The sequence below is a fragment of the Streptosporangium nanhuense genome (genome assembly GCF_059358815.1).
In genome coordinates this window covers 179,336-191,368 of record NZ_JCADBG010000008.1, presented here as the reverse complement: position 1 = coordinate 191,368, position 12,033 = coordinate 179,336, and the positions used below count along the sequence as shown (strand labels likewise).

General features: G+C 71.3%; 9 protein-coding genes and 1 riboswitch. Of the genes, 4 read left to right on the top strand and 5 right to left on the bottom strand.

Annotated features, from left to right (window positions below; genetic code table 11):
• The first annotated feature begins 63 nt into the window (after nucleotides 1-63).
• A riboswitch (cyclic di-AMP (ydaO/yuaA leader) is annotated at nucleotides 64-297 on the top strand.
• Complete coding sequence (locus AC5L38_RS17735) at nucleotides 285-893, top strand: C40 family peptidase (RefSeq protein WP_495243902.1); 609 nt, start codon at nucleotides 285-287, stop codon at nucleotides 891-893. (Overlaps the previous riboswitch by 13 nt.)
• Before the next feature lie 499 nt (nucleotides 894-1,392).
• Here AC5L38_RS17735 and serA read toward each other — a convergent pair whose 3' ends face one another.
• Entirely contained in the window at nucleotides 1,393-2,982 is a 1,590-nt protein-coding gene (serA, locus tag AC5L38_RS17730; RefSeq protein WP_495243901.1) for a phosphoglycerate dehydrogenase, read from the bottom strand.
• 294 nt (nucleotides 2,983-3,276) lie between these two features.
• Here serA and AC5L38_RS17725 point away from each other — a divergent pair, with 294 nt between their 5' ends.
• Complete coding sequence (locus tag AC5L38_RS17725; protein WP_362693735.1) at nucleotides 3,277-4,131, top strand: hypothetical protein; 855 nt, start codon at nucleotides 3,277-3,279, stop codon at nucleotides 4,129-4,131.
• 110 nt (nucleotides 4,132-4,241) lie between these two features.
• Here the strand turns inward: AC5L38_RS17725 and AC5L38_RS17720 are convergent, their stop codons facing one another.
• The 3 genes from AC5L38_RS17720 to AC5L38_RS17710 all read right to left on the bottom strand — a co-directional run bounded on the left by AC5L38_RS17720 (nucleotide 4,242) and on the right by AC5L38_RS17710 (nucleotide 8,468).
• Nucleotides 4,242-6,839, bottom strand: coding sequence for an FtsX-like permease family protein (locus AC5L38_RS17720; RefSeq protein ID WP_495243900.1), 2,598 nt, complete (start codon nucleotides 6,837-6,839; stop codon nucleotides 4,242-4,244).
• Nucleotides 6,840-6,915: 76 nt separating this feature from the next.
• Nucleotides 6,916-7,623 carry an ABC transporter ATP-binding protein gene (locus tag AC5L38_RS17715; RefSeq protein ID WP_495243899.1) on the bottom strand — a complete coding sequence of 236 codons (708 nt, stop codon included), beginning with the start codon at nucleotides 7,621-7,623 and terminating at the stop codon, nucleotides 6,916-6,918.
• A 269-nt stretch (nucleotides 7,624-7,892) separates the two neighbouring features.
• Complete coding sequence (locus tag AC5L38_RS17710; protein ID WP_495243898.1) at nucleotides 7,893-8,468, bottom strand: PadR family transcriptional regulator; 576 nt, start codon at nucleotides 8,466-8,468, stop codon at nucleotides 7,893-7,895.
• Nucleotides 8,469-8,556: 88 nt separating this feature from the next.
• Between AC5L38_RS17710 and AC5L38_RS17705 the strand changes: the two genes are divergently transcribed.
• The gene (locus tag AC5L38_RS17705) at nucleotides 8,557-9,102 is read left to right on the top strand and encodes a DUF1707 and FHA domain-containing protein (protein WP_389914859.1); all 546 of its coding nucleotides are present in this window, start codon (nucleotides 8,557-8,559) and stop codon (nucleotides 9,100-9,102) included.
• Between the two features lie 167 nt (nucleotides 9,103-9,269).
• On the opposite strand, the gene AC5L38_RS17700 is transcribed toward AC5L38_RS17705, so the two are convergent.
• Complete coding sequence (locus AC5L38_RS17700; protein ID WP_495243897.1) at nucleotides 9,270-10,658, bottom strand: MFS transporter; 1,389 nt, start codon at nucleotides 10,656-10,658, stop codon at nucleotides 9,270-9,272.
• 368 nt (nucleotides 10,659-11,026) lie between these two features.
• Between AC5L38_RS17700 and AC5L38_RS17695 the strand changes: the two genes are divergently transcribed.
• Nucleotides 11,027-11,890 carry a CAP domain-containing protein gene (locus AC5L38_RS17695; RefSeq protein ID WP_495243896.1) on the top strand — a complete coding sequence of 288 codons (864 nt, stop codon included), beginning with the start codon at nucleotides 11,027-11,029 and terminating at the stop codon, nucleotides 11,888-11,890.
• The last annotated feature ends 143 nt before the right edge of the window (nucleotides 11,891-12,033 follow it).

The window sequence follows — 12,033 nt, the reverse complement described above, 5'->3', positions numbered from 1 at the left end:
GATCGTTTTGTCCGTCTTTGCTTGGTATTGACCGTTTCGTGAGGTTTGGTTATGGTCCTCCCATTCACATCACTGCCTAATCCGTACGGGTCATCCCCTAACCGGGCCCGTACGGAGCCGGGGAACCACTCTTTACGGGATCTACCTGGCCTTGGGAACACCGCTCCTCCCCCGGAGCGCCGTTCCCGGTCGTCGTCAGGTGGATTCCTTGGGGCGAATCAGCGCGTTCTCGCGCCGTAGGGCGGCCTCCACGCCCGAGCCCGACAGCTCACCCGGCCGGCCTTATGGAAGGAATCATCCTGTCCGGCACAGTTCTCCCCCGCGTCCTGTCCATCTCCGTCTCCGTGGCCGTCGCCGGCGCCGCGGTCTTCGCGACCTCGACCGCCGCCCTTGCCGCCTCCCCTCCCCCGGCCCCCGGCCCCGCCGCGCTCCACACCCCCGCGCTGAAAGAGGCGCTGAAGGCCGTGGCCGTCAAGCCCGCCTGGCAGAAAGCCGTGAAGTGGGCCCTGTCCAAGCAAGGAACGCCCTACGTCTGGGGCGGCACCGGCCACGGCGGCTTCGACTGCTCCGGCCTGGTGCTCCGGGCCTACGGCGCCGCCGGGATCAAGCTCCCCCGCGTCACCAACGATCAGTACGCGGCCTTCTCCAAGAAGATCGCCTGGAAGAACCTCAAGCCCGGTGACCTGGTCTTCTTCAGCGGCCTCGGCCACGTGGGCATGATCACGAAGCCCGGCTACATGGTTCACGCCCCGCAGACAGGCGACGTGGTCAAGGAGGAGAAACTCGACTCCTGGCGCCGCGAGTCCTTCGCCGGCGCGGTGCGCCCCGACCCGCAGGGGGTCCAGCTGGCCAAGCGGGTCGAGCTCGCGACCGAAACGGTGACCGGCGGATGAGACACGCCGGCGGATCAACGCCGGGAGGCCGTGAAGATCCCGGCGGCGGCGAGAACGGGTTCAGCGAGTGGGGGCACCACCGTTGTCCCTGCGGTCCAGAGCGGTCTGGAGCGCGTCGGCGGCCTCGTCCTCGGTCTCGTCGGGACGGTTCCAGGGATACATGTCGTACATGGCGAATCTCGTCTCGGTCGCATGCCAGCAATGAAGGTGGTCGAGACTCCGGTCGGGACTCCGACCAGGCCTGATGTCGCGGGTCCGGATCACGGACCGGCGGCGGGGGCTTGGAGCCGGCACGCGCCACGACACCGCGGCGAGTCGCCGGCCTGCCCCTGTCAGGCCTCGCCGCGGCAGGTAGGAATTACGAGAACCTGGCGCATTTCATTCCAGGCTACCTGGCCACGGGAACAGCGTCTCGCCCGGCGTACACACTTCCCACATGCTGAGACGAGATGTGGCCGCCGCCCCGGTCTCCGGGACGGCGGCCACATCGGCGGGACGGCTAGTCGGCCAGGTCGACCGAGCGGCCGCTGTCGGCGCCGATCTCCGAGCCGATCTGGTCGATCACCTCGGCCGGGATGGCGGTGTCGACGGTGAGCGCGATGAGCGCCTTGCCGCCCTTGGCGTCACGGGCCACCTGCATCGAGGCGATGTTGATCGAGTGGTCGCCGAGGATGCGGCCGACCACGCCGACGATGCCGGGCCGGTCGGTGTAGGTGAAGAACGACAGGTGGTCGGTCGGCTCGATCTCCATCTGGTAGCCGTTGACCTCGACGATCTTCGTGATCTGCCTCGGCCCGGCCAGGGTGCCGGAGACCGAGACCGCGCGGCCGTCGGCGAGGACGCCGCGGACCGTCACGACGTTGCGCCAGTCGGGGCTGTCGGAGCTGGTGACCAGCTCGACCGACACGCCGCGGTCCTTGGCCAGCAGCGGGGCGTTGACGTAGGTGACCGAGTCCTCGACCACGTCGGTGAAGACGCCCTTGAGCGCGGCCAGCTCCAGCACGCGCACGTCGTGGGAGGCGATCTCGCCGCGTACCTCGACGTCGAGCTTGGTGGCGACCTCGCCCGCCAGGGCGGTGAACACCCGGCCGAGCTTCTCGGCCAGCGGCAGGCCCGGCTTGACGTCCTCGGCGACGGCGCCGCCCTGGACGTTGACCGCGTCCGGCACGAACTCCCCGGCGAGCGCGAGCTTCACGCTGCGCGCGACCTGGGTGCCGGCCTTCTCCTGGGCCTCGTGGGTGGAGGCGCCCAGGTGCGGGGTGACGACGACCTGGTCGAGCTCGAAGAGCGGGCTGTCGGTGACCGGCTCCTTCGGGAACACGTCGATGCCGGCGCCGGCGACGCGACCCTCCTTGATCGCGGAGTAGAGGGCGTTCTCGTCGATGATGCCGCCGCGGGCGACGTTGATGAGGCGGACGTTCGGCTTGACCGTGTGGAGCTCCCGCTCACCGATGAGACCGATGGTCTCCTTGGACTTGGGCAGGTGCACGGTGATGAAGTCGGCCTCGCTCAGGGCCTCCTCCAGCGAGACCAGCCGGACGCCCATCTGCGCGGCGCGGGCCGGCTGCAGGTAGGGGTCGTAGGCGATCAGCTCGACGCCGAACGGCTGGAGGCGCTGCGCGACCAGCTGGCCGATCTTGCCGAGGCCGAGGATCGCGACGACCTTCTCGTCGAGCTCCACCCCGGTGTACTTCGAGCGCTTCCACTCGCCGCCCTTGAGCGCGGAGTGCGCCTGGGCGACGTTGCGGGCGGAGGCGAGGATCAGGGCGACGGTGTGCTCGGCGGCGCTGGTGATGTTGGAGGTCGGCGCGTTGACGACCATGACACCGGCCTTGGTGGCGGCCTCCACGTCGACGTTGTCCAGGCCGACGCCGGCGCGGGCGACGACGCGGAGCCGGGGAGCGTTGGCGATCGCCTCGGCGTCGACCTGCGTGGCGCTGCGCACGATGAGCGCGTCCACGTCGGCGAGGGCGGGCAGGAACTGGGCACGGTCGGCGCCGTCGGTGTGGCGGACTTCGAAGTCCGCGCCCAGAACCGCGAGACCGGCCTCGGAAAGTTCCTCAGCGACCAGTACGACGGGCTTGTTCACAGGCTGGATCCTTACTAGACGGTGAGGGGTGCACGGACCTCACGTAGTCTATCGGCGCTTGTGAACGCGTTCACGAGTGTCCCGCGATCCGAGACGCTTCGCGCCGCCCCGAGAGCCCCCGGAGGCTCCCGCGGGTCCCGGGACGCTCGTGGGACGTGAGAGGACTCGGGGGACACAGGAGACGGTTACCCGTCTTGACAGATCTCATGCGCCCAAAATTCAAGTTGGTATTGATCCCAGGAAAACTTCGCGATTACCCTGATAAGCCGTGGTCCACTACCTATCGTTCCTCATATGAGCATCGGGAACCCCGCTCTCGGCAACGTGCTCGCGCAGCACGGCGATCCGCACCGGCTGCTTGCGGCGCTGGCCGAATGGGGACTCCTGGTTGCCGTGCGCCCCGACCGCTCCGTCGTGCTCGGCACGACCCAGGCCGGTGATCGTGTCCTGCTCGGATACACCTCTGCGGACACCTACGCGCGGCACCGTGGCAGCCACTCGCTGTCGGCGTGCGACGCCGACACCATCCTCGACATCCAGCGCGTCACCGGCGTGCGGGAGATCGTGATCGACGCGGCGGGTCCCGCGGCCGCGGCCGTGCCGATCGAGGATCTCCAGCGCTACCTGCTCTCGACGCGCAGCGGCCCCACGCCCGCGCTGTCGAGCGCGGCGCCGACGGCGTACGCGACCGGGGCGATGGCAACGGTCTCGCGCCCCGCGCCCGCGCGCCCGCCGAGAGCGCCGGTGCCCGCCGCGCCCTCCCAGCCGTGGATCCCGGCGCCCCGGCCGCACCTGTCGGGCCCGATGCAGATGGTGGACCCGGGATACCGCCGGTGCGACCACCCGATCCTGCCCGCGCTGCGCGCCGCGATCTCGCAGCTGCTCGTGGACTACCCGCTCGTCCACCACGTCTGGATCTCCGAGGCCAGCACCTCCTCGGGCGCGCCGGGAATCATGCTGCACGTGAAGGTGCACATGTCGGCGGCCGAGGACGTGGTCAGGGACATCCACCGCGGGGTACGGGCCCGGCTGCCGCAGCTCGCCGCGAGCGAGGCGCCGATCCTGATGGCCAGGGTCGCCGACGCGCGCAGCGAGCAGCGGATGGTCGAGCTGGGCGCCCACGTGGTCTGCGCCGACGTCACCGACTGAGCGCTCCGACCGGCCGGGCACGGCGCGAGGTGACACCCGCGCCGTGCCCGGCCGCCCCCGGAGCGCCGGGCGACGGCCGGGCACGGCTGGGCACGACCCGGAACGGCGGGTCAGGTCAGGCGGCGGGTGAGCACCACCCGCGTCCGGACGCACGATCCGGCCAGCAGCGCGGTCAGCAGGGGCAGGCCGACCAGCACGCCTCCCAGCAGGAGCCAGGGCGCGTCGATCACGAAGGTGACCAGGCCGGGCGGCACGCCGTCCATCGTCGTGATCCCGGGGGCCCGTTGTCGGTAGAACCCACCGAGGACGCTCGCCACCCCGGCGACCAGCCCGACGAACATCCCCGCTCCCACCCCCAGGCCGGAGACGAACGCGGCCTGTCCGGCGACGAGAAGGCGCTGAACGCGGCCCGCCGCCCCCACCGCCGCCAGCGTGGCCCGGTCGGGACGCCCCTCCGCCACGGCGAGGCCGGTCGCCGCGAACGTACCCCCGAGAATGAGGATCGCCGCGCCGGCGGCGAAGGCGAGAAGCGTCGCCGTGTCGTCGTCACGGAAACCCCGCTCGACCTCGGCGGCGGCGGTGGAGTTGACCTCCCGGACGGCGGCGTGCAGCCGCTCCTCCTGCTGCGGCGTCGTGCTCACCGCGGCCGGATCGGCGATGAGGGTGTTGTAGTCGACGGTGAGGCCCAGCTTGGCCGCCAGCGAGACGGGAAGTACCGCGGTCACCAGCGGCTCGCCCGGGGGCCGCCGGACGACGGCGGGCACCGAGCGCGTGACGCGTTTCGTGATCTCGGTCGTGAAGACCAGCTTCCCCTCGCGCAACACCCTCGGGTCGAACACCACCGCCTTGCCCTCGGCGAGAGCGGCCTCGGCGGCGGGGTCGGGGCCACGCAGGAAATAGCGGACCAGGTCGGCACCGCCCACCGGCGGGGGGTAGAACGACGCGCGGGAGAGGAACGCCTCGCAATTTCTCGAGCAGCCGGGCTGGACCACGACGTTGACGGGTTGCGACTCCGGCCCGGCGAGCCTTCCCGCCTCGATCAGCGGCACTCCGGGCAGGGCGGAGGTGACGACTCTCCTGATCTCCCGCCAGGCCGCGGGCTCGGGCTCGTAGGAGGACACGACGGTGCTCCCCCTCACGTACTGGGGCAGGTAGCGCTCTCGCGCCTGGGCGGTCTGGCTGGAGACCATCACCGCCGCGGTGGCGAAGACGGCGGTCGCGACGAGCACCGCGGCCACGGCGGGGGCGGTGCGGCCACGGTTGCGCACGGCGTCCCTGGCAGCCATACGGAACGGCAGCGGCGACCGCGCGGCCAGGCGCGCGGCGACGCCGACCAGCCACGGCGTCAGCAGGACGAGCCCGAGCTGCCCGAGCACCGCGCCCAGCAGCATGCTGACCGGCTGCCACGCCCCGTAATGCGACCACCGCCTCGCGAAGGCGGCGCCGAGAAGGACGAACGCCATCGCCACCGCCAGGAGCACCACACCCAGCACCGGCAGGCCACGGCGTTCCCTCGCCCGGCCCCGGCGGCCGGCCAGCACCTCCGCCACGTCGGCCCGCGACGCCTGGACGGCGGGGACGATCGCCGCGAGCAGCGCGCTCACCACCCCGAGGAGCACGGCGAGCGCGATCAGGCCGACGGGCACCTCCAGGGGGCCGCGGTGGACGAACGGCGCGACGGCCGCGCCGATCCCGATCCCCCCTGCGGCTCCGAGCAGGGAGGCCGCGAGCCCGAGGGTGAGCCCGTCGGCGAGGACGACACCGCGCAGGTGGCGGGGTGAGCCGCCCTGCGCGGCGATCAGCGCGAGCTCGCGCCGGCGCCGCCGGATGCCGACGGCGAACGCCGGTCCGGCCAGGAAGACGACCTCCAGCACGACGACGACCGCGCCGAGGGTGACCATCACGACCTCGGAGGCCCGCATCGACCCGTAGGGGAGAGGATCCTCCGGGCCGTCACCCGCGGGAGGCGGATCGTCGACCACCGCTCGCGAGAGGACCCTGACACCGTGCCGGTTGATCTCGCGAACCCGCTGCCAGGAGACGGGGGCGGGAGTGTCGACGAGCCAGCTCGTATTGACCTTCCCGGGGTCGTCGAACACGGTTCCCGGAGGCGCGACCAGACTCTCCGGCTTGCGCTGGGACTCGACGACGCCGACCACGGTGACGGCGGTGCTCGTACCGGCCGGGGTCAGGGTTCTGCCCTCCGGCAGCCCCAGCCCGATGTCTGCCACGACCTCCCCCGCCGCGCGCGGCAGGCGCCCTGACCGGAGTGTGTACATGCCCGCGGTGATCGGGTCGTGCAGGTCGATCTCCCAGAGGTCGGCCTCCCGGTAGGTACCGGCCGTCTCGTAGCCGGTCCAGAGGCCGCGCAGGGGGACCGCGCGGCTGCCCGGCCCGAGGAGGGTGAGGACCTCCTGTTCCGTGAGGGTCCGCTCCTCGAAGTTGCGGCCCTTCACGTGGAAGATGTCGGCGCCGACGCCCTGCCGCACCGGGCTGTCGAAGGCCGCACCCCGTACGTGCGCGTCGGCCGTGCCGATGTTCCAGTCCAGCCCTTCCCTGACCGTGATGTTCTCGGTGGCCTGCCAGGTCAGGCCCGCCGCGAGGAGCATGACCGGCAGGCCGACCATGACCATGATGAGCGCGCTGCGTCCCTTGGCCCGCCCGATCTCCCGGCGGGAGAGGCGCAGGGCGGCGAGGATCGCGCTCACGCGGGCGCCCCCGCCCATCGTCGGGGATCCGCTCGCCGGGAATCCGCGGGTGTGCTCGGCGTGTCCGGTCGCTCGCTCATCGGGCACTCTCCAGAGGGGTGGCGGTGGAGTCGGCGATCTCTCCGTCGCGCAGGAAGACCACGCGGTCGGCCCAGGCGGCGTAGCGGGGTTCGTGGGTGACGAGCAGCACGGCGGCTCCCGCGTCGCAGCGGGTGCGCAGGAGCCGGAGGATGTCGTCGCCGGTCGGGGTGTCGAGCGCGCCGGTGGGCTCGTCGGCCAGGATCAGCCGTCGCTCCCCCACCAGCGCGCGGGCGATGGCGACCCGCTGGCGCTGGCCGCCGGAGATCTCGTCGGGGAAGCGGCCGGCGACCTCGCCGAGGCCGACCTCGGCGAGCACCTCCATCGCCTCGCCGCGGGCGTTCCTGAAGGCGATCCCGTCCAGCTCGCGCGGGAGGGTCACGTTCTCCAGCGCGGTGAGCGACGGGATCAGGTTGAGGTCCTGGAAGACGTAGCCCACGCGCCTGCGCCGGAGCCCGGCCAGTTCCCCGGCCGTCAGGCTCGCCAGCGGCGTGCCCTCCACAACCACGGAGCCGGAGGTGGGCAGGTCGAGGCCTCCGGCGAGGTTGAGCAGGGTGGACTTGCCGGACCCCGAGGGGCCCATCACCGCGACGAGCTCTCCGGCGCCGACGTCGAGGCTCACCCCGCGCAGCGCCGCCACGCTCTGGGGTCCGTCGCCGTGTGCGCGGGTCACGTCCGTGAGCCGTACGACCGGGTCGAGGGTCATCTGGGTCCCTCCGGCGCGCGGGTTCCGGGGTGTGGTCGTGGCTGTGGTCGTGGGGAGGATGTCAACTGTCCGTCTCCTGCGTCTGGGGATCACGCGTCGGGAGATCACGTGCGTGGGGATCTCGTGTCCGGGTGTTCCGTGGCCGGGTGTTCCGTGTCCGGGCGTTCCTGGTCCGGGTGTTCCTGGTCCGGGACTCAGGCGTTCGGGCGTCCCGGGGCTGGGACATCCGCGTTCGGATGGCCCGGGGCCGGGACATCCGTGGTGAGGTGTTACGGGTTCGGGTGTTCCGGGGGCGGGATATCCGCGTTCGGGTGTTCCGGGGCCGCGGGTGTTCGGGGCCGGGTGGTGGCCGTGAGCACGGCCTCGCAGTGGTCGAGCCAGCGTTGCTCGGCCTCGGCCTGGAAGATCATCGAGTCGAGCACCAGCCGCTGGGCGGGGTTCTCGGCGCTCGCGCGCCTGGCGCGGACGAACGCCTGCAGCGTGCGCATGGTCGCGGTGCGCTGGGCCTGGATGATCGGCCGCACGTCCGTGGCGGCGGTCACCGCCAGGGCGAGCTTGATGACCAGCTCGTCCCGAGGCCGGTCCGACTGGGCGACGGGGGTGCCGAACCATCGCTCCATCTCCGCCCGACCGGCCTCGGTGATCGAGTAGACGACCCGTCCCTGCTCGTCCTGCTCGCCGGGGCTCACCAGGCCGTCGCGTTCCAGGCGGGAGAGCGTCGTGTAGACCTGGCCGATGTTGAGCGGCCAGGTCGCCCCCGTCGACGCCTCGAACTCGGCACGCAACTGGTAGCCGTAGCGAGGCCCCTGACTCAGCAGGGCCAGGAGCCCCTGTCGGATCACCATGGATACTGAGTATGCATACTCAGTATCCATGGGGCAAGAGATCTGCATATTCTGGACAGGTTCCGCCCTTGGGGCCGATACTCGGAGGATGAGCTCGACGCACCCCCCGGCCCGCGCCTCCGACGGGGACCGCGATCGCGCGATCAACGAGCTGCGTGACCGTGCCGTCGAGGGGCGCCTGTCGCACGACACCTTCCTTGGCCGTGTCGACATGGCCCTGCGTGCGCGCAACCAGGGCGAGCTCGACAATCTGGTCGCCGACCTGCCGCAACGCGGCCGGTTGCGCCGCATGGTCACCGAGGCCGTCGCCTCCGCCTCCGACTTCACCAAGCGCGTGGAGTCGGCCTGGCGACGCCCCAGGCTGCCCCGGCTCGCGCTGCCCGGCGACGGCAGGACCCGTTACGTGGTGGGCCGCGGCTCCGCCTGCGACCTTGTCCTCGCCGACCTGACCGTCTCACGGGTGCACGCCGAGCTGCGCCGTGACGAGGAGGGCTGGGTCCTGGTCGATCTCGGCTCGCTGAACGGCACCCGGCTGAACGACTGGCGCCTGGTCGGCCCGGCCAAGGTCAGGCCGGGCGACGTCGTCTCCTTCGGCGACTGCGGCTTCCTGATGATCACGCCTCAGATGCTCTGACCGTCCGCGCCCGCGCCGTCCCGAGCCCGGGTCTTCCCGGCCCGTGCCCCGGCCGCCCCGGGCCGCGCACCGGAGTCCCCCGAGTCACGTCACGGCCGCCCCGGGCCGCGCCATGATCACCCCGGACCGTGACGCGGGCTCCGGGTGGGAGCCGGGTGGGAGCCGCCTCAGCCCTCCTTGGTCTCGACGATGCCGGCCGGGGTCTCGGCGGCGGCGTCCTGGGCCTCCTTGATCTTCGCGGCCGTCAGGGTGTAGCGCATGGTCAGCAGGATGCTGACCCCCATCAGGATCGCGGGCAGCAGCGTGGTGCCGTACAGCACCGCCGTGGTCGCCGACCCGGGCTGCGCGACGGGGGCGGAGGGGTCGGACTCGACGAAACCGGTCGCGGCCAGCAGCCACCCGAGCACGAGCGCGCCGAACGCGAAGACCACGGTCTCCGCGGCCGTCCAGAGCCCGGTGAACACCCCGGCCCGGCGCTTCCCGGTGACCAGGGCGTCATGGACGATCACGTCGGAGAGCATCGAGAACTGCAGCAGCTGGAGCCCCGCGTAGCCGATGCCGACGAGGAGCACGCACGCGTGCGCGTACGCCGAACCGAGCGCGCCGGAGAAGGCCATCCCCACGGTGCCCGTCATGAACAGCGCCGACGACAGGATCATCGCGCCGCGCTTGTCGTAGCGCTTGGACAGCCAGACCCAGAGCGGCATGGTGATCAGCAACGGGCCGACGATGCCCACGAAGAGCGTGGTGGTCGCCGCCGGGTCTCCCAGCGTGTAGGTGGCGTAGTAGGGAGCACCGGCGAGCATGACGCCGGCCGAGAACATCTGGGCGCAGCTCAGGCCGAGCAGCACCATGAACGTCTTGTTCGAGCGGGCCGCGGTGAACTGGGCGGCGATCGACGGCTCCGCCTCGGCCCGCGCGATCACCGGGGCGCGTGCCGTGCCGAAGAAGGCGGCGAGCATCGACAGCAGCAGCACGACGCCGATGATCATCCCCATGGTCCGGTGACCGGCGACGTCGGTGCCCGCGATCGCCGGAGCGCCGGCCCCGGCGAGCAGGATGCCCAGGCCGACGAAGACCATCTTCCATTGCAGGAGTGAGGAGCGCTCGTGGTAGTCGTCGGTCATCTCCGCCGGCATCGCCTTGTACGGGACCTCGTAGAAGGCGTAGGCCGTCGCGGTGAGGAAGTAGAAGAAGGCGACGTACAGGGCGGCGGAGACACCGGTGAGCGGGGGGCCCGCGAAGGTGAGGGCGAACGTCACCGGCAGGGTGACCGCGCCCAGGAGCATCCAGGGGCGGCGGGCACCGAAACGGGAGACCGTCCGGTCGGAACGCTGGCCCACCCAGGGGTTGATGAACATGTCCCAGAGCTTGGGCAGGAAGACCACGATGCCGGCGATCCAGGCGGGAACCGCGAGCACGTTCGTCATGTAGAACAGCAGCAGCAGTCCGGGGACCGTGGAGAAGGTGGCGGTGCAGATCGAGCCGACACCGTAGCCGACGCGGACGCCGCGCGACACGGTGACGACGGCGGGAGGGGGCGCCGGGGAGACCATGCCACATTCAATCGCAGCGAGTCGGGCGCCCGGTAGATCCTGAGGCAGGGCGGTACGCGGAAAGACGAGAATATTTCGGCTCCTCCCGGCCGAGGCTCCGGGCGGGTGCGGCCGTCCTCCAGACCGCGTGATCCGGTGGAACTCCTCTCACCGACACGGCGAATGTCCAGCTCATGGCACATATAGAGGGAAATATCCGGATTAAGGGGACTGGGGCGCGAGTTCGTGCATCAGTGGCCCCAGACGCCTCTGCGACCACTCTGGTTTACCTGGGGCCCATAGTTAATGTCCGTAATTTGCTGACAAGACCGATCCGTCCCCGACAGAATGCGGAGTCGTCCAGCGTCTAACCAACTGGAGGAACCGACATGCGTAGACCGCTAGGGGCGCTGCTCTGCCTCGGGAGCCTGGCGGCCCTCAGCACGCCGATCGCCACGGCTCACGCCGCGGCCGCTCCCCAGGCCGAGTGCCGTGTGTACGCCGCCAAGCCGTACGTCACCCCCGCCGGACGGCTCCAGGCCTCCGCCGCGCGGCTCGGCTGCGACGAGACCGCCCTGGTCCGCATCCGCATCAAGCGCGCCGTGGCCGGGAACGACCCGATCGTCAAGAGCGCGTCCCGCAAGGGGACCAACGGGCGGGTGACGGTGAGGCTGCGTTGTGCGCCCGGCGTCTACTACGCCGTCGTCACCGACTACCGGGGCAACAGCGGCCGTTCCAAGCCCGTCAGGATCAGCAGCTGCTCCCCCGTCACCCCCACCCCCACGCCGACCGGCACCACCAAGCCGACCCCGGCGCCGACCCCCTCGGCCAGCACCTCCCCCAGCACGCCTCCCAACTCCAACCCGGGGTCCTCCCAGTCCGAGGAAGTGGTGCGCCTGACCAACGTCGAGCGGCAGAAGAACGGTTGCGGCCCGCTCGTCTCCGACCCGCAGCTGCGCTCGGCCGCGCAGGGCCACTCGGACGACATGGCGGCCAAGAACTACTTCAGCCACACCTCGCAGGACGGCCGTGACATGACCGCCCGGATCAAGGCGAGCGGGTTCAGCCCGATGCGGGCCTGGGCCGAGAACATCGCCAGGGGCCAGCGCACCCCGGCCGAGGTCGTCACCGGCTGGATGAACAGCCCCGGTCACCGGGCCAACATCGTGAACTGCGCCTACACCCACCTCGGGGTGGGCGTGGCCAACAGCCCCCAGGGCATCTACTGGACCCAGAACTTCGCCAAGCACTAGGCACGACCGGGCCGCCGGGCATCCGGCGGAAACCGGACAGGCGACAGAACGGCCCGTGCCCCCCGCGACGTGAACGCGTCGCGAGGGGCACGGGCCGTTGTCTCATCCGGTGTCTCGTCCGGGCGCGGCCACCTGACCGCTGT

Bases quoted from the DNA above. Each gene is read 5' to 3' on its own strand.
- AC5L38_RS17735 (WP_495243902.1), top strand. From the start codon at position 285: ATGGAAGGAATCATCCTGTCCGGCACAGTTCTCCCCCGCGTCCTGTCC.
- AC5L38_RS17725 (WP_362693735.1), top strand. From the start codon at position 3,277: ATGAGCATCGGGAACCCCGCTCTCGGCAACGTGCTCGCGCAGCACGGC.
- AC5L38_RS17715 (WP_495243899.1), bottom strand. From the start codon at position 7,623: ATGACCCTCGACCCGGTCGTACGGCTCACGGACGTGACCCGCGCACAC.
- AC5L38_RS17710 (WP_495243898.1), bottom strand. From the start codon at position 8,468: ATGGTGATCCGACAGGGGCTCCTGGCCCTGCTGAGTCAGGGGCCTCGC.
- AC5L38_RS17705 (WP_389914859.1), top strand. From the start codon at position 8,557: ATGAGCTCGACGCACCCCCCGGCCCGCGCCTCCGACGGGGACCGCGAT.
- AC5L38_RS17700 (WP_495243897.1), bottom strand. From the start codon at position 10,658: ATGGTCTCCCCGGCGCCCCCTCCCGCCGTCGTCACCGTGTCGCGCGGC.
- AC5L38_RS17695 (WP_495243896.1), top strand. From the start codon at position 11,027: ATGCGTAGACCGCTAGGGGCGCTGCTCTGCCTCGGGAGCCTGGCGGCC.